Genomic DNA, 23,110 nt, shown 5'->3' on the forward strand with positions numbered 1-23,110 from the left:
AAATGATAATGATTGCCAATCCTAACTATTGCTTATACCAATGGCAAGACTTTTGTCCGGGTGACATCGTCGTGATGTTTAAGCCGTCTGCAGCTCTTCACTCAGCAGAATGTTATTGCGCCCCATATGCTTGGCTTCATAGAGGGCTTTGTCCGCTTTTTCCAGCGCGCCTTCTACGTCTTCATCCTCGAAAATGGCAATACCAATGCTGATGGTGACGTTTGTCGCGACGCTCTCGTTAAACAGATGCGGGATTTTCAAATCGTAGACTTTCTGACGGATCCGCTCGGCCGTCTGGCGAGCATGTTCGAGAGAAATATTAGTCAACAGCACCATAAACTCTTCCCCGCCAAAACGCGCCACAATATCGCGGGAACGCACGGCATCGCGGATTGCCGCAGAGACACGCTTCAGCGCCTGGTCGCCCATCATATGGCCATAATGGTCGTTATAGGCTTTGAAGTGATCGATATCCATCAGCAGGACAAAATGCTCGCCATTTTCAACCGTCGGCAGATTCTCCAGACGGCTTTGCAGACCGCGACGATTATAAAGCCCGGTAAGCGGGTCCATCATGCTGAGATCGGTAAGGGTTTCTCGCTCTTCCAGAAGACGTGAGAGCAGCTCCTGAGCAAAACGGTCGTTACGTGTTTGCAAAATGTTATGAATAGCAATTGCCACCACAGGAAGTGCGAAAGAATAGGTCATTCTCAGCCATATATCATGATCGCTTAACCACAGGCAGACAATAAACGTAGGCAGTGAATGCAGCGTAAAGGCTTTGATATTACTGGCGAATGCCAGCGTTCCGATAAAAAGCACCGTTAATAGGGCGATTAACAAATACGTCGCGTGATCGTGGGTAATTAAGGTGAATTTAGACACAATTTGCCAGGCCCACAAAATACCGAATATCCCTGAAACAACAGGAATATTTATCTTCCGCGCGCGCTTTCTCCAGTGCCAGACGAACAGACCGGTGCTGATGGAGAAAATAGCAATAAGTGGGGCTGATAACAGGCGTACAGAATTGAGCGGATTTGTTACCGAGAACACTGCCGAGGTTGCGTTCAGAAATAAAAATAAACGTAACGACAATTGATATTTTCTGTGAACCAAAGACCGCCAGGATTGTGATGTCATAGTCGTGCGTTTTTATTAAAATTTAATTAAAACAAATAAGTAGGTGCTGTATCGCAATAAAATATGAAAAAAACTCAAAGAGTAATTATCAGAAAATCTTTAGATGTTGTTAACAGGTGTGCAATTTATCACCTTAGGCAATTCCTGTCATTACGGGAAAGGTAAAGGACGATGGATTTTGATTCATTCAGCTGACAAATGATAATCCGTGTCATATGATATTGGTTATCATTATCGGTTTTAGAGGGCAGAGCATGTTGAACAGGGCGCTTGGCAGTGGTTGGGGGGTATTGCTACCGGGAGCCATTCTCTGCGGGTTGATGTTTGCCGATCTCTCCCTTGATACATGGAAAGCGATCATTGTGTCAGGACTGTTAGTCACGTCAGGCATGATCTGGCATAAGCAACTGCGGCACTTTGTTTTACTACCATCATGTGTAGCACTGGTCAGTGGAATTCTGGTGATACTGATGAGCTTGAAATAACAGGGAAAAGAAGAGGAACTACAGAAGGGATGTAAGATAATTGGTGCGAGGGGGGGGACTCGAACCCCCACATCCTAAGGACACTAACACCTGAAGCTAGCGCGTCTACCAATTCCGCCACCTTCGCACAGTCATCTTACTATTGTTGATATCGCCTCGTTGGTGCGAGGGGGGGGACTCGAACCCCCACATCCGTAAGGACACTAACACCTGAAGCTAGCGCGTCTACCAATTCCGCCACCTTCGCATACCATCGATACTGTAAAAGTATCGTAACCACGGAGGCGCATTCTAGATGTTTTCAGCTTTACGTCAACAGAAAAGTGCGCGCGACGCCTTGATTGCTGCAAAAATGGCCGATGCAGACGCCATGCGGAGCCGGATGGTGCTTGCACTTATCCGGCCTGCATGAGTGGAGATTACTTTTTGGCCTGACGCGTCATCACGGTACGGTAGACCTTAAAGCGGCCGGTCTGGGCGATCACTTCGTGGAAACCGAAGGTTTCGTCCAGCACTTTCGGGTACGCCAGGAAGGCGTTCGCGACAATACGCAGCTCACCGCCGCTGTTGAGGTGACGGACCGCGCCACGGATCAGCGTTTGCGCGGCTTCCAGGCTGGTCTCCATGCCGTCGTGGAACGGCGGGTTAGAGATGATCATGTCGAAGCGACCGGTGACGTCGGAGAAGACGTTGCTGGCAATCACCTCGCCTTCAATACCGTTTGCGGCAAGCGTTGCGCGGCTGGCTTCTACCGCCGGAGCGCTCACGTCACACAGGGTTAAGCGCACTTTTGGTGAATGGCTGGCGAGCACGGTAGAGAGCACGCCCGCGCCGCATCCCACGTCCAGCACTTTGCCTTTGGTGTGCGGCGTCAGGGTGGAGAGCAACAGCTTGCTGCCCGTATCCAGCGCGTCGCGGCTGAACACGCCCGGCAGGGTTTTGATGGTCAGGCCGTCAAGCTGGTACTCGTCCCAGTAAGCCTGGGGATCAAACGTTGTCTGTTTTTCCAGACGGCCATGGTACAGACCACAGCGGCGAGCGCTGTCGACTTTATTCAACGGCGCGTAGCCTTCCAGCATCTGTTCAGCGCTACGCACGCCGCTGCGGTTTTCACCGACCACGAAAATATCGCAGCCGACCGGCAGCAGGGAGAGCAGGTTCATCAGCTGGAACTGGGCCTCAGGTTTATTCTTCGGCCAGTAGTAGATCAGCGTATCGCAGTCGGCAATATCGCTCTGCTCTGCCACCAGGCTAAAGCGCGCGCGCTCGCCCATCTGGCGGCTCAGCACCTGCCAGTGGTGGTAGTATTGGGTATGGGCACGGCTTTCAGCACAGTCGAAACGCGCAGGCAGGTCATCCTGCATATCTCCGGCAAACAGAATACGGCTTTCTTCGAAATCATCACTGTGACGCAGCAAGACTTCACTTGCCGGGGTAAATGCAGACATGAATTGTTCCTCAATAAACTCAGGCGGGGATTATAGTAGGTAGATGGCGCACTTTCGACACATTTGCTATATTTGCGCGCCTGAGAGACAGGAGTTTTCCCTATGACATCCCGACGAGACTGGCAGTTGCAGCAGCTGGGCATTACCCAGTGGGCTTTGCGTCGCCCGACGGCGTTGCAGGGCGAAATCGCCATCTCCATCCCGGCGCACGTTCGTCTGGTGATGGTGGCAGAAGAACTGCCTGCCCTGAATGACCCCCTGATCGGTGATGTCCTTCGCAGCCTGAAGCTGACGGCCGACCAGGTTTTACCGCTGACGCCAGAGCGTGTCGCGATGCTGCCTCCTGATAGCCGCTGTAACAGCTGGCGTATCGGAGAGGCAAATGAGATCTCTCTTCAGGGGAGCCAGATCTGCTCGCCAGCGCTGGACGAACTGAAAGCCAACCCAAAAGCGCGCAGCGCGCTATGGCAACAAATCTGTGAATATGAACACGATTTCTTCCCTCACGACGCCTGACCTGTCCACAGCGTTCGCGATTGAAACACGCGCCCATGCGTTTCCATGGAGCGAAAAAACCTTCGCCAGCAATCAGGGCGAACGGTATCTGAACTACCGCCTGGACGTTGACGGCACCATGGCCGCTTTCGCGATCACGCAGGTTGTTCTTGATGAAGCGACGCTGTTTAATATCGCGGTTGATCCCGCGTTTCAGCGCCGTGGGCTGGGAAGAGAACTGCTTGAGCACCTCATCCGTGAGCTCGAAACCCGTGACGTTTTCACCCTGTGGCTGGAGGTGCGCGCGTCGAATGTCGCCGCCATCGCGCTCTATCAAAGCTTAGGCTTTAACGAGGCGACAATCCGCCGTAACTACTACCCCACCGCAGAGGGACGTGAAGACGCCATTATCATGGCTCTGCCGATTGGATAACGAATATAAGGTTGTAACGATGAAATGGGACTGGATTTTCTTTGATGCCGACGAAACGCTGTTTACGTTTGATTCGTTCGGCGGCCTGCAGCGGATGTTTCTCGACTATAGCGTGACCTTCACCGCTGAAGATTTTCAGGACTATCAGGCGGTAAATAAGCCGCTGTGGGTGGATTACCAGAACGGTGCCATCACCGCGTTACAGCTTCAGCACCAGCGCTTTGACGTCTGGGCGGAACGCTTAAAGGTCAGTCCGGGGACGCTGAACGATGCGTTCCTGAACGCGATGGCCGATATTTGTGCGCCACTGCCGGGTGCGGTTTCCCTGCTGAATGCGTTGAAAGGCAAGGTGAAACTGGGGATCATCACCAACGGTTTTACCGCCCTGCAGCAGATCCGCCTTGAGCGCACCGGCCTGCGCGATCATTTCGACGCGCTGGTGATCTCGGAAGAGGTTGGCGTGCCGAAGCCGGATCCGCGTATTTTCGATTATGCGCTGGCGCAGGCCGGAAATCCCGACCGCGATCGCGTCCTGATGGTGGGTGATACGGCAGAGTCAGATATCCTGGGCGGCATGAAGTCAGGTCTGTCGACCGTGTGGCTCAACGCGCATGGCCGCGTGAAGCCTGAAGGCATCGAGCCGACCTGGACCGTGACGTCGTTGAACGAACTGGAGCAACTCCTGTGTAAACAATGATTGCCTGCCCCCCGTTGATGGGTAAAATAGCCGCAATTTTATATTCCATGATGCGTGGCGTGCTGCCGTGCTTATAAAAGAAGATTTAATTATGACGTTGTCTCCTTATCTGCAAGAGGTGGCCAAGCGCCGCACTTTTGCCATTATCTCTCACCCGGATGCCGGTAAAACGACCATCACCGAGAAGGTGTTGCTGTTCGGACAGGCGATCCAGACTGCGGGTACCGTTAAAGGCCGTGGTTCCAGCCAGCATGCAAAATCCGACTGGATGGAGATGGAAAAACAGCGTGGTATTTCGATTACCACCTCCGTAATGCAGTTCCCGTATCACGACTGCCTGGTGAACCTGCTGGACACCCCGGGCCACGAAGACTTCTCCGAAGATACCTACCGTACCCTGACGGCGGTGGACTGCTGCCTGATGGTGATCGACGCCGCGAAAGGTGTAGAAGACAGGACCCGTAAGCTGATGGAAGTCACCCGTCTGCGCGATACGCCGATCCTCACCTTTATGAACAAGCTTGACCGTGACATCCGCGATCCGATGGAGCTGATGGATGAAGTGGAAAACGAGCTGAAGATCGCCTGTGCGCCAATCACCTGGCCGATTGGCTGCGGTAAGCTGTTCAAAGGGGTTTATCACCTCTATAAAGACGAAACTTACCTGTATCAGACCGGTAAAGGCCACACCATTCAGGAAGTGCGCATTGTTAAAGGTCTGGACAACCCGGATCTGGACGCTGCGGTTGGCGAAGAGCTGGCCGCGCAGCTGCGCGACGAGCTGGAGCTGGTGAAGGGCGCGTCTCACGAATTCGACAAAGAGCTGTTCCTGAGCGGCGAAATTACCCCAGTCTTCTTCGGTACCGCACTGGGTAACTTCGGCGTTGACCACATGCTCGACGGTCTGGTGGAGTGGGCGCCGCAGCCGATGCCGCGCAAAACCGACACCCGTGAAGTGGAAGCAAAAGAAGAGAAGTTCACCGGCTTCGTGTTTAAGATTCAGGCCAACATGGATCCGAAACACCGTGACCGCGTGGCCTTTATGCGCGTGGTGTCCGGTAAATATGAAAAGGGCATGAAGCTGCGCCAGGTGCGTATCGGGAAAGACGTTGTAATCTCCGACGCGCTGACCTTTATGGCGGGTGACCGTTCGCACGTTGAAGAGGCCTATCCGGGCGACATCATTGGGCTGCACAACCACGGCACCATCCAGATCGGTGATACCTTCACCCAGGGCGAAATGATGAAGTTCACCGGTATTCCGAACTTCGCGCCAGAACTGTTCCGTCGTATTCGTCTGCGCGATCCGCTTAAGCAGAAACAGCTGCTGAAAGGCCTGGTTCAGCTCTCCGAAGAGGGTGCCGTGCAGGTGTTCCGCCCAATCGCGAATAACGATCTGATTGTTGGCGCGGTCGGCGTGCTGCAGTTTGACGTGGTCGTTGCGCGTCTGAAGAGCGAGTACAACGTGGAGGCGATTTACGAATCGGTGAACGTCGCGACCGCGCGCTGGGTTGAGTGTTCTGACGTGAAGAAATTCGAAGAATTTAAGCGTAAGAATGAAGTCCAGCTGGCGCTGGATGGCGGCGATAACCTGACCTATATCGCGCCAACGATGGTGAACCTGAACCTGACGCAGGAACGTTACCCTGACGTTCAGTTCCGTAAAACCCGCGAGCACTAATCCCCTCTCTGAGCACGGCTCCCGCCGTGCTCTTCTTTAATTCCTGTCTTATTAATCCCTTGCGGAATGTTCTTAATTCAACGCAATTTCACGCTATTCGCGCGTTTTTTGCCCAATTCTGAAAGCGGCTGTGTGAGAGTGATCTATATTTAACTCAGTGTTTAAAACCGGGCGTGGATAAATTAACTGTTCAATGCATGACTTTAGGTTATCCATTTTGCCCGCGTGTTTATTCGCAATATATAAAACTACTAAGGAAGTATGCAGCCCGAATAACGGGTCAACACAGGAATAGATCGATGAATATGACAAGACTGAAGATTTCTAAAACTCTGCTGGCTGTAACTCTGGGTAGCGTTCTGGTGAGCGGCTCCGCCCTGGCGGAAAGCAGCACCATGGATAAAGCACAATCCACGGCCGATAGCGCAGGGCAAAAAATCGATAGCTCTATGAATAAAGTCGGCAATTTCATGGATGACAGCTCAATCACAGCAAAAGTGAAAGCCGCACTGGTGGATGATGAAGCCATTAAGAGCACCGACATTTCCGTTAAGACCGACAAGAAAGTGGTCACGCTGAGCGGCTTTGTCGAAAGCCAGGCTCAGGCTGAACAGGCGGTAAAAGTGGCGAAGGGCGTCGAAGGTGTCGCCTCCGTCAGCGATAAGCTGCACGTCCGTGACGGCAAAAACGCGTCGGTGAAAGGTTATGCCGGTGATGCTGCCACCACCAGCGAAATCAAAGCTAAACTTTTAGCGGATGACATCGTGCCGTCCCGTAAGGTGAAAGTAGAAACCACCGATGGCGTGGTTCAGCTTTCCGGTACGGTAGATTCGCAGGCGCAAAGTGAACGTGCCGAGTCCATCGCGAAAGCGATTGACGGTGTGAAAAGCGTTAAAAACGATCTGAAAACGAAGTAAATCTTGACCATTCGCCCGTCTGGCTAACACCAGCGGGCGAAATAAGAACGACTCTGGAAAAACGCCGGTGAGTGACCTGAGCGCTCACGTTTAGCGGCCGACATTAACTATGGTAAAGGAGAAGCTTATGTTTCGTTGGGGCATTATATTTCTGGTTATCGCGTTAATTGCCGCCGCATTGGGCTTTGGTGGACTGGCAGGTACAGCGGCATGGGCAGCTAAAATTGTCTTCGTTGTGGGTATTATTCTGTTCCTGGTCAGCCTGTTTACGGGACGTCGACGTCCATAGCAAACGCAATATTCCTTCAACAAAATAAAGCCAGTCACTGTGACTGGCTTTTTCTTATTTGCGGAACAGGTCGGGTGCGTTACTGTGGTGTTATAAAATAATCAAAACAGGAAAGCAGAGGTGGGGCAACGAATTCCCGTTACGCTCGGCAATATTGCGCCGCTGACGTTAAAGCCGTTTCGCGCAGGTCAACTCGCGCTGGTCTGCGAGGGTGGCGGACAGCGCGGCATTTTCACCGCCGGCGTGCTGGATGAATTTATGCGCGCGCAGTTCAACCCGTTTGACCTTTACTTCGGCACCTCTGCCGGCGCGCAGAATCTCTCTGCCTATGTCTGTAACCAGCCCGGCTACGCGCGAAAGGTCATCATGCGCTATACCACGGCGAAAGAATTTTTTAATCCAGTGCGCTTTGTGCGCGGCGGCAACCTGATCGATCTCGACTGGCTGCTGGAGTCGACCTCCAGCCAGATGCCGCTGGCCATGGACACCGCCGCGCGTCTGTTTGATAGCGGCAAAGAATTCTGGATGTGCGCCAGCCGGGGCGATGACTATTCGCCGGGCTATTTTTCTCCTCAAAAGGAGAACTGGCTGGACATCATCCGCGCCTCCAGCGCGATCCCCGGCTTTTATCGTACCGGCGCCCTGCTGGACGGTATTAGCTATCTTGACGGCGGGATCAGTGACGCGGTGCCGGTGCAGGAAGCCGCCCGTCGCGGGGCGAAAACCATCGTGGTGATCCGTACCGTGCCGTCGCAAATGTATTACACCCCGCAGTGGTTTAAGCGGATGGAGCGCTGGCTGGGCGACAGCAGCCTCCAGCCGCTGGTGAACATCGCGAAGCAGCATGAAACAACCTACGGCGCGATGCAGCGATTCATTGAAAAGCCGCCGGGTAAGCTGCGTATTTTTGAAATTTATCCGCCTAAGCCGCTGCTGAGCATGGCGCTGGGCAGCCGCGTCCCTGCGCTGCGCATGGATTACAAAACGGGGCGGCTGTGCGGACGCTACTTCCTGGCGACGGTGGGGAAAATGCTGGCGGAGCAACCGCCGCTTCATCGCCATAAACGCATTATTACGCCGCCTGCGATTGTCGCTAACGACGCCCTGACGATGCCGCTTATGGATATTCCGCAGGCGAATGACGCTTTACTGGATAACGAGGATCTGGCGTGATGTACCGCTTTATTGATACCCATTGCCACTTCGATTTCCCGCCGTTTACGGGGGATGAAGAACGCAGTATTGCGAAAGCGGCCGAGGCAGGCGTTCAGGCCATCATTGTGCCTTCAGTGGAAGCGGCTTATTTTTCCCGCGTGCTGGATCTTTCCATGCGGCATTCCGCGCTCTATGCCGCGCTCGGCCTGCATCCGATTGTGATTGAGCGGCATCGGGATGAGCACATTGAGAGGCTTGATGAGATCGTGCAGACCGCAGGCGACAAGCTTGTCGCCATCGGTGAGATCGGCCTCGATCTTTATCGCGAGGATCCGCAGTTTGAGCGCCAGCAGACGATCCTCGACGCGCAGCTCAGGCTGGCGAAGCGCCACGATCTGCCGGTGATCCTCCACTCAAGACGCACGCACGATAAGCTGGCGATGCACCTGAAACGCATCGATCTGCCGCGCAGGGGCGTCGTGCATGGTTTCTCCGGCAGCCTGCAGCAGGCGCAGCGTTTTATCGAACTGGGCTACAAAATTGGTGTAGGTGGCACCATCACCTATCCGCGCGCCAGTAAAACCCGTGACGTGATGGCACAGCTTCCGCTGTCGGCGCTTCTGCTGGAAACTGACGCGCCGGATATGCCGCTGAACGGTTTTCAGGGACAGCCGAATCGCCCGGAACAGGCGGCGCGCGTGTTCACCACCCTGTATGAACTGCGTCAGGAGCCGGAAGAGGTGATTGCCGATGCGCTGCTGGAAAATACGCGTTCGGTATTTGGCATCACGCTATAGATAAAGCGCCGGGCGGATCACCGTTATCTTCTGTTTTTCCAGCGCCCGCGCCAGCGGTTCAACGTCCTCGGGCGTGGCGCTGCGCCATGACGCCGCCTCGCCGTACACGCCGTGCGCATGAAACGCATTGAGGCGTACCGGCACGTTTCCCAGCCCGTGGATAAAGGTCGTCAGCGGCTTGAGGTGTTCCAGATAGTCACACTGCCCCGGAATCACCAGCAGGCGGAGCTCCGTCAAACGGCGACGATCTGCCAGCCAGCGGATGTTCTGCTTGATCTGCGGATTGTCGCGCCCGGTCAGGAAGCGATGGTGCGCGTTACCCCACGCCTTGAGATCCAGCATCGCGCCATCCAGTACCGGCAGCAGCTTTTGCCAGCCGGTTTCGCTTAACAAGCCGTTGCTGTCTACCAGGCAGGTCAGATGATGCAGGGCGGGATCGGCTTTGATCGCGGTGAACAGCGTTACTAAAAACGGCAGTTGCGTTGTGGCTTCTCCACCGCTTACGGTGATCCCCTCTATAAACGGTGCAGATTTGCGGACCTGAGCGAGGATCTCCTCCACGCTCAGGCGGTGCGCCATAGGCGTTGCCTGCTGCTGGCACAGGCGCAGGCAGGTGTCGCACTGGTGGCAGTCGCTCTCCTGCCACCAGACGCGTCCCGCATGCATAATCAGCGCGTCGTGCGGGCAGTGGGGCACGCAGTCCCCGCAGTCGTTGCAGCGGCCGATCGTCCACGGGTTGTGGCAGGTTTTACAGCGCAGGTTGCAGCCCTGCAGGAACAGTGCCAGGCGGCTGCCCGGCCCGTCTACGCAGGAAAAAGGAATGACCTGACTAACTAAAGCGCATCTGCTGTTCATGGCTAATCACGCGAGGCTGACGTTCCAGAATACGGGTATTACGTGCGGCTTCTTCACCCAGCCACGTGGTGTTCGTTCTCGACCCTGCTTCGCGGTATTTCTCCAGATCCGATAGCCGCACCATATACCCGGTTACGCGCACCAGATCGTTACCCGCTACGTTGGCGGTAAACTCACGCATACCCGCCCTGAACGCGCCCAGGCACAGCTGAACCACCGCCTGCGGGTTGCGTTTTACTGTTTCATCCAGCGTCAGAATATCGCTTATCCCGGAAGAGTAGTGCTTGTGATGGGGAGCCACCGCCAGCAGGTGGCTGATGGGATCCGGCTCGTCGCCGTAGGGCAGGCGCGCGCCTGGCGTGGTACCCGAATCGGAGCTGATCCCCGACTGGGCATGAAGCATCGCGCGCTGCTTCCAGGCGTGCTTCACCGGCGTGTTTTCGACAAACGCCGCAAGCTGTTCGCTGATGCGATAGCCCAGCGCGTTGGCCTGTTCATCCTTTCCGTAGCGTCCCGCTATTCCTGCTTTCTCACAGAGCGCGTTTACCGCTTCCGCCAGGCCGTACATGCCAAACATCGGCACAAACCGATCGGCATCAATCAGCCCCTCTTTCACCAGGAAGCTATTCTCAAAGAAGCCAGATTGCTCGTACAGGAAACCGCAGCGTGCATCGATGATGGCCATTTGCTGCTGGCAGTAGTGCGGGAGCGTGCGGGTGAAGAAGTCTTCAATGGATGTGCTGCGTTCAGCAATGGCTTTGAGGTTAAGGCGCACCAGGGTGCTGCCACCGCCTGCAAGCGGCAGGGAGTTGTAACAGCTCACCACGCCGTAACGGCCTTTTGTGAAAATTTTATCATTCACCGGGCCATAAGAAATATGAGGTTTGCTGCATTCACATATGTTTTTCGCCACCTCAAGCAGCAAATCATCCGGGGTGATATCCGGATCGTAGATAAAGGTCAGGTTTGGCGCGACCTGCTTCAGCTCTGCATCGGCCCGCAAAATGGCACGGGGGATGGGGCCGTCAGCAGGCCCGATGTTTGCGTGCATAAACGCATCGGGCAGCGTACGGTCGAGATAGCGCCAGAAACGTTTTATTCGGCTATCGATCTCTTCTTGTGTTAGAATTCTAACATAAGGTTGCAGCAACGCATCAAGCTGACCGAGATAGACCGGCATCGATGTGACGGACGGAACATGATGGTAGAGGATGGTTAACAGCGAGAGGGCATCGTCGAGATCTTTTGCCCCTTCCAGCTCAAGCCATTCTGAACCATTAGCCAGAAACTTTGCGTAATCCGGCAGAACGTAACGGGGTTTGTAAGGCGCATGGCCTTCGAACATGTCGCAGATAAACCCCTCGTCCAGCGCGGCGCGCGCAGCTTCAGGGAGTGCCGGATACGGCAGGTTGTTTTCCGCTTCCAGCGCCAGAAAATGACGTTTTTGTTCCGGGGTTAACACCGGGCTTGTCACAATCTGCTGGCAACGTTGCTGCAGGGCGTCGGGGCTGGAGTGGGGCATATTCGCTTCCTTGAATGTTCTGCGGATGATGAACGGATTGTAGAAAGCCTGCCTGTTGGCGCTTTTGATCCCACAGGGGGTATTGCTGCTTTAGTCGGCAATTTGCGCACTAAAGTTTGAAGAAGATCTCATTACAGTAATGCAAATTAGTACGCATTTTTCATTAACTGTGATGAATGTCGAAGTGTGGATGCGGGTGAATGTTAGAATACTCACAGACCCGCAAGGTAAAATTTATACGGCACTGCCGTTGGAGAATGTTATGACCGATTTAACTGCAAGCAGCCTGCGCGCGTTGAAACTGATGGACCTGACCACCCTGAACGATGACGACACTAATGAGAAAGTCATCGCCCTGTGCCATCAGGCGAAAACGCCAGTGGGTAATACCGCAGCCGTTTGTATCTACCCGCGCTTTATCCCGATTGCCCGTAAGACGCTGAAAGAGCAGGGCACCCCGGACGTGCGCATTGCAACCGTGACTAACTTCCCGCACGGCAACGACGATATCGACATTGCGCTGGCAGAGACCCGCGCGGCGATTGCCTACGGCGCAGACGAAGTTGACGTAGTGTTCCCGTACCGCGCGCTGATCGCCGGTAACGAGCAGGTCGGTTTTGACCTGGTGAAAGCCTGTAAAGACGCGTGTGCGGCGGCAAACGTGCTGCTGAAAGTGATCATCGAAACCGGCGAGCTTAAAGAAGAGGCGCTGATTCGTAAGGCGTCTGAAATCTCCATCAAAGCCGGTGCGGATTTCATTAAAACCTCTACCGGTAAAGTACCGGTGAATGCGACCCCGGAAAGCGCGCGCATCATGATGGAAGTGATCCGCGACATGGGCGTGTCCAAAACCGTTGGTTTCAAACCTGCGGGCGGCGTGCGTACCGCGGAAGACGCGCAGCAGTTCCTGGCGATTGCCGACGAGCTGTTTGGCGCCGACTGGGCCGATTCCCGTCACTACCGCTTCGGTGCCTCCAGCCTGCTGGCCAGCCTGCTGAAAGCGCTGGGTCACGGCGACGGTAAGAGCGCAAGCAGCTACTGATTGCCATACAACGCCGGATGACGCTTCGCTTATCCGGCCTACAGGATCGTAGGGCGGGTAAGCGTAAAGCCACCCGCCACAACTCCCCCGATTCCGCATGGAGGTTACCGTGTTTCTCGCACAAGAAATTATTCGTAAAAAACGTGATGGTCATGCATTAAGCGACGAAGAGATCCGCTTCTTCATCAACGGCATTCGTGATAACACCGTCTCAGAAGGGCAGATTGCGGCTCTGGCGATGACCATTTTCTTCCACGATATGTCGATGCCTGAGCGCGTGTCGCTGACCATGGCGATGCGAGATTCAGGAACCGTTCTGGACTGGAAAAGCCTCAACCTTAATGGCCCGATTGTGGATAAACACTCCACCGGCGGCGTGGGCGACGTGACCTCCCTGATGCTCGGCCCAATGGTGGCAGCCTGTGGTGGTTACATCCCGATGATCTCCGGACGCGGCCTGGGCCACACCGGCGGTACGCTCGACAAACTGGAAGCTATTCCGGGCTTCGATATCTTCCCGGACGACAACCGCTTCCGCGACATTATTAAAGACGTTGGTGTGGCGATTATCGGCCAGACCAGCTCTCTTGCTCCGGCAGACAAGCGTTTCTACGCGACCCGCGACATCACCGCGACCGTTGACTCCATCCCGCTGATCACCGCCTCTATCCTGGCGAAGAAGCTGGCGGAAGGGCTGGATGCGCTGGTGATGGACGTGAAGGTGGGCAGCGGCGCCTTTATGCCAACCTATGAACTCTCTGCGCAGCTTGCCGAAGCGATCGTTGGCGTCTCCAACGGCGCGGGCGTGCGCACCACCGCACTGCTCACCGACATGAATCAGGTGCTGGCCTCCAGCGCCGGTAATGCCGTCGAAGTGCGTGAGGCCGTCCAGTTCCTCACCGGAGAATACCGTAACCCGCGTCTGTTCGACGTCACCATGGCGCTGTGCGTTGAGATGTTAATCTCCGGCAAGCTCGCCAAAGACGACGCTGACGCCCGCGCAAAACTGCAGGCGGTGCTGGACAACGGCAAAGCGGCGGAGATCTTTGGCCGCATGGTTGCCGCGCAGAAAGGCCCGACCGATTTCGTCGAAAACTATGCGAAGTACCTGCCAACCGCGACGCTCAGCAAAGCGGTGTATGCGGACAGCGAAGGATTTGTCTCGGCAATGGACACCCGCGCGCTGGGTATGGCGGTGGTCTCGATGGGTGGCGGCCGCCGTCAGGCGTCAGACACCATTGATTACAGCGTCGGCTTTACCGATATGGCCCGTCTGGGCGACAGCGTTGACGGTCAACGTCCGCTGGCGGTGATCCACGCCAAAGACGAAGCCAGCTGGCAGGAAGCGGCAAAAGCGGTGAAGGCGGCCATCACGCTTGACAATAAAGCACCGGAAACCACACCGACTGTCTATCGCCGTATCACCGAATAGCGGTATACTGATCTGATCGATAATTTTTGAAGCACTACGTACGGAGAACAATTATGAAACGTGCATTTATTATGGTGCTGGACTCATTCGGCATCGGCGCAACCGAAGATGCAGAACGTTTTGGTGACGTGGGTTCCGATACCATGGGTCACATCGCGGAAGCCTGTGCGAAAGGCGAAGCGGACAACGGTCGTAAAGGCCCTCTGACTCTACCTAACCTGACCCGCCTCGGGCTGGTGAAAGCGCATGAAGGCTCTACCGGTAAAATCGCAGCCGGTATGGACGGCAACGCGGAAGTCGTGGGCGCCTATGCCTGGGCGCACGAGCTCTCCTCCGGTAAAGACACCCCGTCTGGCCATTGGGAAATCGCAGGTGTGCCGGTGCTGTTCGACTGGGGTTACTTCTCCGATCACGAGAACAGCTTCCCGCAGGAGCTGCTCGATAAGCTGGTGAAGCGTGCCAACCTGCCGGGTTACCTCGGCAACTGCCACTCTTCCGGTACCGTGATTCTGGATCAGCTCGGCGAAGAGCACATGAAAACCGGCAAGCCGATTTTCTACACTTCTGCTGACTCCGTGTTCCAGATTGCCTGCCACGAAGAGACGTTTGGCCTGGATAAACTCTACGAGCTGTGCGAAATCGCCCGTGAAGAGCTGACCGAAGGCGGCTACAACATTGGGCGCGTGATCGCGCGTCCGTTTATCGGCGACAAAGCGGGTAACTTCCAGCGTACCGGTAACCGTCACGACCTGGCCGTCGAGCCGCCGGCGCCAACCGTGCTGCAGAAGCTGGTCGATGAGAAAGACGGTCACGTGGTGTCCGTGGGTAAAATCGCGGATATCTACGCTAACTGCGGCATTACCAAAAAGGTCAAAGCGACCGGTCTCGATGCGCTGTTCGATGCCACCATCAAAGAGATGAAAGAAGCGGGCGACAAGACCATTGTCTTCACCAACTTCGTGGACTTCGACTCCTCCTGGGGTCACCGTCGCGACGTCGCGGGTTATGCTGCGGGTCTTGAGCTGTTCGACCGCCGTCTGCCGGAGCTGATGGAGCTGGTGGGTGAAGATGACATTCTGATCCTGACCGCGGACCACGGCTGTGACCCAACCTGGACCGGTACCGACCACACCCGCGAGCACATTCCGGTGCTGGTGTACGGCCCGAAAGTGAAGCCGGGCTCGCTGGGGCACCGTGAAACCTTCGCGGACATCGGCCAGACTATCGCCAAATACTTTGGTACGTCTGACATGGAATATGGCAAGGCCATGTTCTGAATCATGTAGGGTGAGGTCTGATGCCCTCACCCCAGCCCTCTCCCTGCGGGAGAGGGTGAAAAGAATAAACAATGTTAAAGGAACTGAAGATGGCAACTCCTCACATTAATGCAGAAATGGGTGATTTCGCTGACGTCGTATTGATGCCGGGCGACCCGCTGCGCGCGAAGCACATTGCAGAAACCTTCCTGGAAGACGTGCGTGAAGTGAACAACGTTCGCGGCATGCTGGGCTTCACCGGTACCTATAAAGGCCGCAAAATTTCCGTTATGGGCCACGGTATGGGTATCCCATCCTGCTCTATCTACACTAAAGAGCTGATCACCGATTTCGGCGTGAAGAAAATTATCCGCGTTGGCTCCTGTGGCGCGGTGCGCATGGACGTTAAGCTGCGCGACATCGTTATCGGTATGGGTGCCTGCACCGATTCCAAAGTTAACCGTATGCGTTTCAAAGACCATGACTTCGCAGCGATTGCTGACTTCGGCATGGTGCGCGATGCGGTTGACGCAGCAAAAGCGCTGGGCGTTGAAGCGCGCGTGGGTAACATCTTCTCTGCGGACCTGTTCTATGCACCGGACGGCGGCGAGATGTTCGACGTGATGGAGAAATACGGCATTCTGGGCGTGGAAATGGAAGCGGCGGGTATCTACGGCGTCGCGGCTGAGTTTGGTGCGAAAGCGCTGACCATCTGTACCGTGTCTGACCACATCCGTACCCACGAGCAGACCACCGCTGCCGAGCGTCAGACTACCTTCAACGACATGATCAAAATCGCGCTGGAATCCGTTCTGCTGGGCGATAAAGCGTAATTCAGTCTCTTCCCTCCCTCTCCCTGTGGGAGAGGGCTGGGGGGGAGGGCACCAGACCGCACCTAGCGCACGGCCTGCGCAATCCATGCTGACAAATCCCTTAACTCTTTCTCCTGCTCAGGGAAATCCCCAATCAACGCGTCGCATTCCTGCTGCAGCATATCCGCCCTGTACAAACAGCCCTGCAAACGTGCCGCCAGCGCCTCTAATGGTGCCGGATTGAGACTATCGGTAAAGACCTGCGTACGGGTAATGTGGCCCTTCTCCACGTCAAAGTGCAATTCCACGCCGCCCCAGGTAAAACGCTCGTCCAGCAGATGGGAAAACGCAGGAGCCTGACCGAAGTTCCACTCCCAGCTGCTCTGGCGGGCGAAGGTTTCTGCGAAGTTGGGCAGATCCGGGATTTTGTCTGGGGAGATCACTTCTGCTTCCACGCGCTCGCCGTAATGTTCAAAGAACGCTTCACGAATCGCGTCGCAAATCTGCTCGTGCGTAATCCCCGGCAGCAGCTCCACCAGATTCGCCACGCGGCCGCGCACGGAAGTAATCCCTTTGGCCTGGAGCTTTTTCTTGTCGGGGTTCAGGTAGTTAGCCAGACGGCTGAGATCGGCATTCAGCAACAGGGTGCCGTGGTGGAACCCGCGATCCATCGTTTCGCGGTAGGCGGAGCCGGACACCTTGCGATCCCCGTCGGGGGTTTTCACCACCAGATCGTTACGTCCGGAGGCTTCAGCCGTCACGCCGAGTGAATTCAGCGCATTGAGGACAATCGAAGTTGAGATGGTTTTGTCGTATTCCGGTTTTCCCGCCATAAAGGTAAAGCAGGTATTGCCCAGATCGTGAAAGACCGCGCCACCGCCGCTGCTCCGGCGCGCGAGGCGGACGTTATCCTCTTCCATACGCCGCGTATTACACTCTTTCCACGGGTTTTGCGCACGGCCAATGACCACCGTATCGGCGTTACGCCAGAGAAACAGTACGCGCTGGGTGGCAGGCATCTGGCGGAAAATGCACTCTTCTACCGCGAGATTAAACCAGGGATCGTAAGAGTCAGAGATAAGCAGGCGTAACGTCGTCATGGCAAAGTTCCTTTTCCGAATCGTTCGCCTACTTTATCACTATTCTTTCTTCTCGCTCTCTTCGTCTTCGGGAACGGATCTGCTGGCGGTCAGCAGGAACGGTGATTGCTGCCATCGCGAGCGCTTGCCGCGAAGCAGGGTGCGCGCCAGCACAACGCCGATGGCGAGTGAAAGCAGCAGCATCAGGCGCAGAATATTGGTGGTATTATCGACCTGTTTGGCTTCAGTAGGCAGGGTGTGGGTATCGAGGGTCAGGCGCAGATAGCCCAGCGGGCCATTCTTCCCCTGAATAGGTTCGACAATCTGCTGGTTAAAGTAGCCCCCGGCTTTTTTCCCGTCCAGCGCCAGCCTGTCGCGCACGTCGACGTGCTCGCCCGCGCGGGCAATCAGGTTGCCTTGCTCATCATAGACGCCAGCATCAAGAATGCGGCTATTCTCCGTGAGCAGGCGTAAAACCTGGCCTATCCGCTTATCGTCCGGCGTTTCGGTACGCATGGACGGTGCGACGTTGAGCGTCACCTGGCGCGCCAGCGTGCGGGCCAGCTCCTCAAACTGCGGGTTGCGTTGCCGTTGATGATTCTGGCTAAACCACGATGCCCCCTGCATCAGCACCACTAAGAGTGCGAGACAGGAAAGGACAATCACGGCGCGATGAAGCCGGAATTTCAGTTTTGCGCGAGCCATATTCCACCTGCTGAAAATTTACGGCTTAATGTTGCCAGAAGTGATGGTTACAGGGTAGCCTCATGCGTTATTTTCCCTCTGCAACCTTCCGGCGCGAACGAAATTACAGGAGCTTTAATGCCGAACATTACCTGGTGTGACCTGCCAACGGATGTCTCTTTATGGCCAGGATTGCCGCTCTCTTTAAGTGGCGATGAGGTGATGCCTCTGGATTACCACGCCGGTCGTAGCGGCTGGCTCCTCTACGGACGCGGTCTGGATAAGCAACGCCTGACCCAGTATCAAAGCAAGCTCGGTGCGGCAATGGTCATCGTCGCCGCCTGGTGCGTGGAAGACTACCAGGTTATTCGCCTGGCGGGTTCCCTGACGCAGCGCGCAACGCGTCTGGCGCATGACGCCGGGCTGGACGTCGCGCCGCTGGGCAAAATTCCGCACCTGAAAACCCCGGGCCTGCTGGTGATGGACATGGACTCAACCGCCATTCAGATCGAGTGTATTGACGAGATTGCGAAGCTGGCGGGCAGCGGCGAGCTGGTGGCGGAAGTCACCGAACGTGCGATGCGCGGCGAGCTGGACTTCACCGCCAGCCTGCGCCAGCGCGTGGCGACCCTGAAAGGGGCCGATGCCAACATTCTGCGCCAGGTACGCGACGTACTGCCGCTGATGCCTGGGCTGACGCAGCTGGTGCTGAAGCTGCAGTCCCTCGGCTGGAAGGTGGCAATCGCCTCAGGTGGCTTCACCTTCTTCGCGGATTATCTGCGGGAGAAACTGCATCTGACCACCGTGGTGGCCAATGAGCTGGAGATCATGGACGGCAAGCTGACCGGCCAGGTGATCGGCGATATTGTTGATGCCCAGTACAAAGCCAATACGCTGACGCGTCTGGCGGAAAAATATGAAATTCCGGTTATCCAGACCGTCGCTATCGGGGACGGCGCGAACGATCTGCCGATGATCAAAGCGGCCGGCCTGGGCATTGCCTACCACGCCAAGCCAAAAGTGAATGAAAAGACGGAAGTCACTATCCGTCACGCTGACCTGATGGGGGTGTTCTGCATTCTCTCCGGCAGCCTTAATCAGAAATAAAGAGGTAAACCGTGGCGAAAGCTCCAAAACGCGCATTTGTCTGTAATGAATGTGGTGCGGATTATCCGCGCTGGCAGGGGCAATGCAGCGCCTGTCATGCCTGGAACACCATCACCGAAGTGCGTGGTGTGGCGGCTTCGCCGAGCGTGGCGCGCAATGAACGCCTGAGCGGATATGCGGGCAATGCGGGCGTGGCGAAGGTGCAAAAACTTTCGGACATCAGCCTCGAAGAGCTGCCGCGCTTCTCCACCGGGTTCAAAGAGTTTGACCGCGTGCTCGGCGGCGGCGTGGTGCCGGGGAGCGCCATTTTGATCGGCGGTAACCCGGGCGCGGGTAAATCGACCCTGCTGCTGCAAACGCTCTGCAAGCTCGCCGAACAGATGAAAACCCTGTACGTTACGGGCGAAGAATCACTGCAGCAGGTGGCGATGCGCGCGCACCGTCTGGGCCTGCCGACCGGCAATCTGAACATGCTCTCCGAAACCAGCATCGAGCAGATCTGCATGATTGCCGAAGAAGAGCAGCCGAAGCTGATGGTGATCGACTCCATCCAGGTGATGCACATGGCTGACATTCAGTCCTCGCCGGGCAGCGTGGCGCAGGTGCGTGAAACGGCGGCCTACTTGACGCGCTTTGCCAAAACGCGCGGCGTGGCGATTGTGATGGTCGGCCACGTGACCAAAGACGGCTCGCTGGCGGGACCGAAGGTGCTTGAACACTGTATCGACTGCTCCGTCATGCTCGACGGCGACGCGGACTCCCGCTTCCGTACTCTGCGCAGCCATAAAAACCGCTTTGGGGCGGTGAACGAGTTAGGCGTGTTTGCCATGACCGAGCAGGGGCTGCGCGAAGTCAGTAACCCGTCGGCGATCTTCCTGAGTCGGGGAGATGAAATCACCTCCGGCAGTTCGGTGATGGTGCTGTGGGAAGGCACGCGCCCGCTGCTCGTCGAAATTCAGGCGCTGGTGGACGTGTCGATGATGGGCAACCCGCGGCGCGTGGCGGTCGGTCTGGAACAGAACCGTCTGGCGATCCTGCTGGCGGTGCTGCACCGTCACGGTGGGCTGCAGATGGCGGATCAGGACGTTTTCGTTAACGTGGTGGGTGGCGTGAAAGTCACTGAGACCAGCGCAGACCTGGCGCTGCTGCTGGCGATGGTCTCAAGCCTGCGCGACAGACCGCTGCCGCAGGATCTGGTCGTCTTCGGCGAGGTGGGCCTTGCCGGGGAAATCCGTCCGGTGCCCAGCGGCCAGGAGCGTATCTCCGAGGCGGCAAAACACGGTTTCCGCCGGGCTATCGTTCCCGCTGCTAACGTGCCGAAAAAAATCCCGGAAGGGATGCAGGTTTTCGGCGTGAAGAAACTCGCAGATGCGTTAAATGTCTTTGACGACTTATAATTACGTATTCGATTTTGCAGGAGGCACCGTAATTTATGTCATCATTTGACTACATCAAGACCGCTATCCGCCAGAAGGGCTGCACGCTGCAGCAGGTGGCGGACGCCAGCGGCATGACTAAGGGCTACCTGAGCCAGCTGCTGAACGCCAAAATCAAAAGCCCCAGTGCGCAGAAGCTGGAAGCGCTGCACCGCTTTCTGGGGCTGGAATTCCCGCGTATGCAAAAGAACATCGGCGTGGTGTTCGGCAAGTTTTACCCGCTGCATACCGGGCATATCTATCTGATCCAGCGAGCCTGTAGCCAGGTTGACGAGCTGCACATCATCATGGGCTACGATGAAACCCGCGATCGCCAGCTGTTTGAGGACAGCGCCATGTCGCAGCAGCCGACCGTGCCGGACCGCCTGCGCTGGCTGCTTCAGACCTTCAAGTACCAGAAAAACATTCGCATTCATGCCTTTAACGAAGAGGGCATGGAGCCGTACCCGCACGGCTGGGACGTGTGGAGCAACGGCATCAAAGCGTTTATGGAAGAGAAGGGCATTGCGCCTAACTGGATCTACACCTCTGAAGAGTCCGATGCGCCGCAGTTCCGCGAGCATCTGGGCATCGAGACGGTGCTGATCGATCCGAAACGCACCTTCATGAACATCAGCGGGGCGCAGATCCGCGAAAATCCGTTCCGCTACTGGGACTACATCCCAACCGAGGTGAAGCCGTTCTTTGTGCGCACCGTCGCGATCCTGGGCGGCGAGTCGAGCGGTAAATCAACGCTGGTCAACAAGCTGGCGAATATCTTCAATACCACCAGCGCATGGGAGTACGGCCGCGATTATGTCTTCTCGCACCTGGGCGGCGACGAGATGGCGCTGCAGTATTCCGACTATGACAAAATCGCGCTCGGTCACGCTCAGTACATTGATTTCGCAGTGAAATATGCCAACAAGGTGGCGTTTATCGATACCGATTTCGTCACCACTCAGGCGTTCTGTAAAAAATACGAAGGGCGCGAGCACCCGTTCGTGCAGGCGCTGATTGACGAATATCGCTTTGACCTGGTGATCCTGCTGGAAAACAACACCCCGTGGGTGGCCGACGGCATGCGCAGCCTCGGCAGCTCCGTGGACAGGCGTGAATTCCAGTCCATGCTGGTGGAGATGCTCAACGAAAACAACGTTGAGTTTGTGCACGTGGAAGAGTCGGATTATGACTCCCGCTTCCTGCGCTGCGTCGAGCTGGTGAAGGAGATGATGGGGGAGCAGGGGTAAGCGTTAACCTCCCTCTCCCTGTGGGAGAGGGCCGGGGTGAGGGCATCAGGCCGCTCAATACTCAACCACCACTTTCCCGCGCATATGCCCGTCCAGCACCTTACGGTGCGCCTCGGTAATGCTCTCCACGCTCAGACCGTGCAGCGTTTCACTCAGTGAGCTTTCCACCACGCCATTATCTACCAGCTTCGCCACCTCATTGAGGATCTCACCCTGACGCGCCATATCCGCGGTCTGGAACATGCTGCGGGTGTACATAAATTCCCAGTGCAGGGCGGCGGATTTGGATTTCAGCTTGTCCTGATTCAGCGGACGTTCATTCTCGACGATGGAACAGATATGCCCCTGTGGGGCAATCAGTTCGCTGACCGCATCCCAGTGCCCGTCGGTGTCGTTGAGGATGAAAATGTAATCCACAAATTTGAGCCCGTGTTTCGCCAGTTCGCCTTTCAGATCGCGGTAGTTCACCACCACATCTGCACCGCGATCGCGGCACCACCGGGCGGAATCTTCGCGGGACGCGGTTGCGACGATCTTCACCTTGCTGTTGTGCTTCGCAAACGGGATCGCCAGCGATCCCACCCCGCCCGCGCCGCCAATGATCAGCAGGGTTTTGTCCGCGCCGGCATCCTGAATGTTCAGTCGTTCAAACAGGCCTTCCCACGCGGTGAGTGCTGTCAACGGCAGTGCAGCGGCAGCCGCCCAGCCGAGGCTTGCAGGCTTGCGCCCGACAATGCGCGCATCAATCAGCTGATGCGTGGTGTTGCTGCCCGGGCGGGTGATGTCGCCCGCGTACCACACTTCATCTCCCGGTTTGAATCCGGTGACGCCCGCCCCAACGGCTTTGACGATCCCGCTTGCATCCCACCCGAGAATGCGCGGCTCGTTCAGCCCGTTTTTGGCAATGCCCGCATGGACTTTGGTATCGACCGGGTTAACGGAGACGGCTTTCACCTCCACCAGCAGATCGTGCTCGCCGGGATGCGGCATCGGCGGGGTGATTTCAATGAACGAGGCGGGATTTTCTGGGTTAACGGCAATCGCTTTAACTGACATGGTGTGCTCCTCAATGGCATGCGTTTTGTTGAGGCTAGTCTATTAAGTGGCCAGCTGCAT

Annotated in this window: 23 protein-coding genes and 2 tRNA genes; 16 read left to right on the forward strand and 9 right to left on the reverse strand. The window is 56.2% G+C overall.

Translation table 11 applies throughout. The annotated features are described in order from the left end of the window. Positions 1 to 78: 78 nt before the first annotated feature. The gene (locus USH94_RS09085; protein ID WP_111964096.1) at positions 79 to 1,143 is read right to left on the reverse strand and encodes a GGDEF domain-containing protein; all 1,065 of its coding nucleotides are present in this window, start codon (positions 1,141 to 1,143) and stop codon (positions 79 to 81) included. A 215-nt stretch (positions 1,144 to 1,358) separates the two neighbouring features. On the opposite strand from USH94_RS09085, the gene USH94_RS09090 reads away from it, so the two are divergent. Further along, positions 1,359 to 1,628 carry a DUF1435 domain-containing protein gene (locus tag USH94_RS09090; RefSeq protein ID WP_181574019.1) on the forward strand — a complete coding sequence of 90 codons (270 nt, stop codon included), beginning with the start codon at positions 1,359 to 1,361 and terminating at the stop codon, positions 1,626 to 1,628. A gap of 41 nt (positions 1,629 to 1,669) precedes the next feature. Here USH94_RS09090 and USH94_RS09095 read toward each other — a convergent pair. The 3 genes from USH94_RS09095 to rsmC form a co-directional block, all read right to left on the reverse strand. Continuing rightward, positions 1,670 to 1,755: transfer RNA gene (locus tag USH94_RS09095), tRNA-Leu, on the reverse strand. 33 nt (positions 1,756 to 1,788) lie between these two features. Next, a tRNA-Leu gene (locus USH94_RS09100) sits at positions 1,789 to 1,875 on the reverse strand. A 172-nt stretch (positions 1,876 to 2,047) separates the two neighbouring features. Then, positions 2,048 to 3,076, reverse strand: a complete 1,029-nt coding sequence (gene rsmC, locus USH94_RS09105; RefSeq protein WP_111964095.1) for a 16S rRNA (guanine(1207)-N(2))-methyltransferase RsmC — start codon at positions 3,074 to 3,076, stop codon at positions 2,048 to 2,050. A gap of 102 nt (positions 3,077 to 3,178) precedes the next feature. Between rsmC and USH94_RS09110 the strand changes: the two genes are divergently transcribed. The 8 genes from USH94_RS09110 to USH94_RS09145 all read left to right on the forward strand — a co-directional run bounded on the left by USH94_RS09110 (position 3,179) and on the right by USH94_RS09145 (position 9,540). Continuing rightward, positions 3,179 to 3,592 (forward strand): DNA polymerase III subunit psi, encoded by a 414-nt coding sequence (locus tag USH94_RS09110; RefSeq protein ID WP_008502079.1) that lies wholly within the window; start codon positions 3,179 to 3,181, stop codon positions 3,590 to 3,592. Next, on the forward strand, positions 3,561 to 4,004 hold the full coding sequence (gene rimI / locus USH94_RS09115; RefSeq protein WP_111964094.1) for a ribosomal protein S18-alanine N-acetyltransferase: 444 nt from the start codon (positions 3,561 to 3,563) through the stop codon (positions 4,002 to 4,004). Before USH94_RS09110 ends, rimI begins: the two co-directional genes overlap by 32 nt. A 19-nt stretch (positions 4,005 to 4,023) precedes the next feature. Next, positions 4,024 to 4,701 carry a pyrimidine 5'-nucleotidase gene (yjjG, locus tag USH94_RS09120; protein WP_023310313.1) on the forward strand — a complete coding sequence of 226 codons (678 nt, stop codon included), beginning with the start codon at positions 4,024 to 4,026 and terminating at the stop codon, positions 4,699 to 4,701. A 91-nt stretch (positions 4,702 to 4,792) separates the two neighbouring features. Next, complete coding sequence (gene prfC / locus USH94_RS09125) at positions 4,793 to 6,382, forward strand: peptide chain release factor 3 (protein WP_008502076.1); 1,590 nt, start codon at positions 4,793 to 4,795, stop codon at positions 6,380 to 6,382. Between the two features lie 299 nt (positions 6,383 to 6,681). Further along, positions 6,682 to 7,299: a molecular chaperone OsmY gene (osmY, locus tag USH94_RS09130; protein ID WP_008502075.1), complete on the forward strand. Its 618-nt coding sequence runs from the start codon at positions 6,682 to 6,684 to the stop codon at positions 7,297 to 7,299. A 127-nt stretch (positions 7,300 to 7,426) separates the two neighbouring features. After that, on the forward strand, positions 7,427 to 7,588 hold the full coding sequence (locus USH94_RS09135; RefSeq protein WP_003856556.1) for a DUF1328 domain-containing protein: 162 nt from the start codon (positions 7,427 to 7,429) through the stop codon (positions 7,586 to 7,588). Between the two features lie 120 nt (positions 7,589 to 7,708). Then, positions 7,709 to 8,761: a patatin family protein gene (locus tag USH94_RS09140; RefSeq protein ID WP_111964093.1), complete on the forward strand. Its 1,053-nt coding sequence runs from the start codon at positions 7,709 to 7,711 to the stop codon at positions 8,759 to 8,761. Beyond that, on the forward strand, positions 8,758 to 9,540 hold the full coding sequence (locus USH94_RS09145) for a TatD family hydrolase (protein WP_111964092.1): 783 nt from the start codon (positions 8,758 to 8,760) through the stop codon (positions 9,538 to 9,540). Before USH94_RS09140 ends, USH94_RS09145 begins: the two co-directional genes overlap by 4 nt. Here USH94_RS09145 and USH94_RS09150 read toward each other — a convergent pair. Together USH94_RS09150 and USH94_RS09155 are read right to left on the reverse strand one after the other, a co-directional pair. Continuing rightward, positions 9,535 to 10,395, reverse strand: a complete 861-nt coding sequence (locus USH94_RS09150) for a YjjW family glycine radical enzyme activase (RefSeq protein ID WP_111964091.1) — start codon at positions 10,393 to 10,395, stop codon at positions 9,535 to 9,537. The genes USH94_RS09145 and USH94_RS09150 overlap by 6 nt on opposite strands. After that, complete coding sequence (locus USH94_RS09155; RefSeq protein ID WP_111964090.1) at positions 10,370 to 11,917, reverse strand: YjjI family glycine radical enzyme; 1,548 nt, start codon at positions 11,915 to 11,917, stop codon at positions 10,370 to 10,372. Before USH94_RS09155 ends, USH94_RS09150 begins: the two co-directional genes overlap by 26 nt. A 262-nt stretch (positions 11,918 to 12,179) precedes the next feature. On the opposite strand from USH94_RS09155, the gene deoC reads away from it, so the two are divergent. From deoC to deoD, 4 genes are all read left to right on the forward strand, one after another. Continuing rightward, positions 12,180 to 12,959 (forward strand): deoxyribose-phosphate aldolase, encoded by a 780-nt coding sequence (gene deoC, locus USH94_RS09160; RefSeq protein WP_023303054.1) that lies wholly within the window; start codon positions 12,180 to 12,182, stop codon positions 12,957 to 12,959. Positions 12,960 to 13,068: 109 nt separating this feature from the next. Then, positions 13,069 to 14,391 (forward strand): thymidine phosphorylase, encoded by a 1,323-nt coding sequence (gene deoA / locus USH94_RS09165; RefSeq protein WP_111964089.1) that lies wholly within the window; start codon positions 13,069 to 13,071, stop codon positions 14,389 to 14,391. Between the two features lie 53 nt (positions 14,392 to 14,444). Continuing rightward, positions 14,445 to 15,668, forward strand: coding sequence for a phosphopentomutase (gene deoB / locus USH94_RS09170; protein ID WP_048991061.1), 1,224 nt, complete (start codon positions 14,445 to 14,447; stop codon positions 15,666 to 15,668). Positions 15,669 to 15,757: 89 nt separating this feature from the next. Continuing rightward, positions 15,758 to 16,480, forward strand: a complete 723-nt coding sequence (gene deoD, locus USH94_RS09175; RefSeq protein ID WP_032643987.1) for a purine-nucleoside phosphorylase — start codon at positions 15,758 to 15,760, stop codon at positions 16,478 to 16,480. Between the two features lie 62 nt (positions 16,481 to 16,542). Here deoD and lplA read toward each other — a convergent pair whose 3' ends face one another. Both lplA and USH94_RS09185 read right to left on the reverse strand, forming a co-directional pair. Then, positions 16,543 to 17,559 carry a lipoate--protein ligase LplA gene (gene lplA, locus USH94_RS09180; RefSeq protein ID WP_111964088.1) on the reverse strand — a complete coding sequence of 339 codons (1,017 nt, stop codon included), beginning with the start codon at positions 17,557 to 17,559 and terminating at the stop codon, positions 16,543 to 16,545. Positions 17,560 to 17,598: 39 nt separating this feature from the next. Then, the gene (locus USH94_RS09185; protein WP_032643995.1) at positions 17,599 to 18,243 is read right to left on the reverse strand and encodes a YtjB family periplasmic protein; all 645 of its coding nucleotides are present in this window, start codon (positions 18,241 to 18,243) and stop codon (positions 17,599 to 17,601) included. A 117-nt stretch (positions 18,244 to 18,360) separates the two neighbouring features. On the opposite strand from USH94_RS09185, the gene serB reads away from it, so the two are divergent. Genes serB through nadR form a run of 3 tightly spaced genes read left to right on the forward strand, consistent with a single transcriptional unit; the run spans position 18,361 to position 21,994 of the window. Then, positions 18,361 to 19,329, forward strand: coding sequence for a phosphoserine phosphatase (serB, locus tag USH94_RS09190; RefSeq protein ID WP_111964087.1), 969 nt, complete (start codon positions 18,361 to 18,363; stop codon positions 19,327 to 19,329). An 11-nt stretch (positions 19,330 to 19,340) separates the two neighbouring features. Then, complete coding sequence (gene radA / locus USH94_RS09195; protein WP_014068810.1) at positions 19,341 to 20,726, forward strand: DNA repair protein RadA; 1,386 nt, start codon at positions 19,341 to 19,343, stop codon at positions 20,724 to 20,726. Between the two features lie 35 nt (positions 20,727 to 20,761). Continuing rightward, entirely contained in the window at positions 20,762 to 21,994 is a 1,233-nt protein-coding gene (gene nadR / locus USH94_RS09200) for a multifunctional transcriptional regulator/nicotinamide-nucleotide adenylyltransferase/ribosylnicotinamide kinase NadR (RefSeq protein WP_006810194.1), read from the forward strand. A gap of 54 nt (positions 21,995 to 22,048) precedes the next feature. On the opposite strand, the gene USH94_RS09205 is transcribed toward nadR, so the two are convergent. Further along, entirely contained in the window at positions 22,049 to 23,050 is a 1,002-nt protein-coding gene (locus USH94_RS09205; RefSeq protein ID WP_111964086.1) for a zinc-binding alcohol dehydrogenase family protein, read from the reverse strand. Positions 23,051 to 23,110 lie beyond the last annotated feature (60 nt).

Source organism: Enterobacter sp. 148H3 (assembly GCF_034107425.1).
GTDB classification, from domain to species: Bacteria; Pseudomonadota; Gammaproteobacteria; order Enterobacterales; family Enterobacteriaceae; genus Enterobacter; species Enterobacter vonholyi.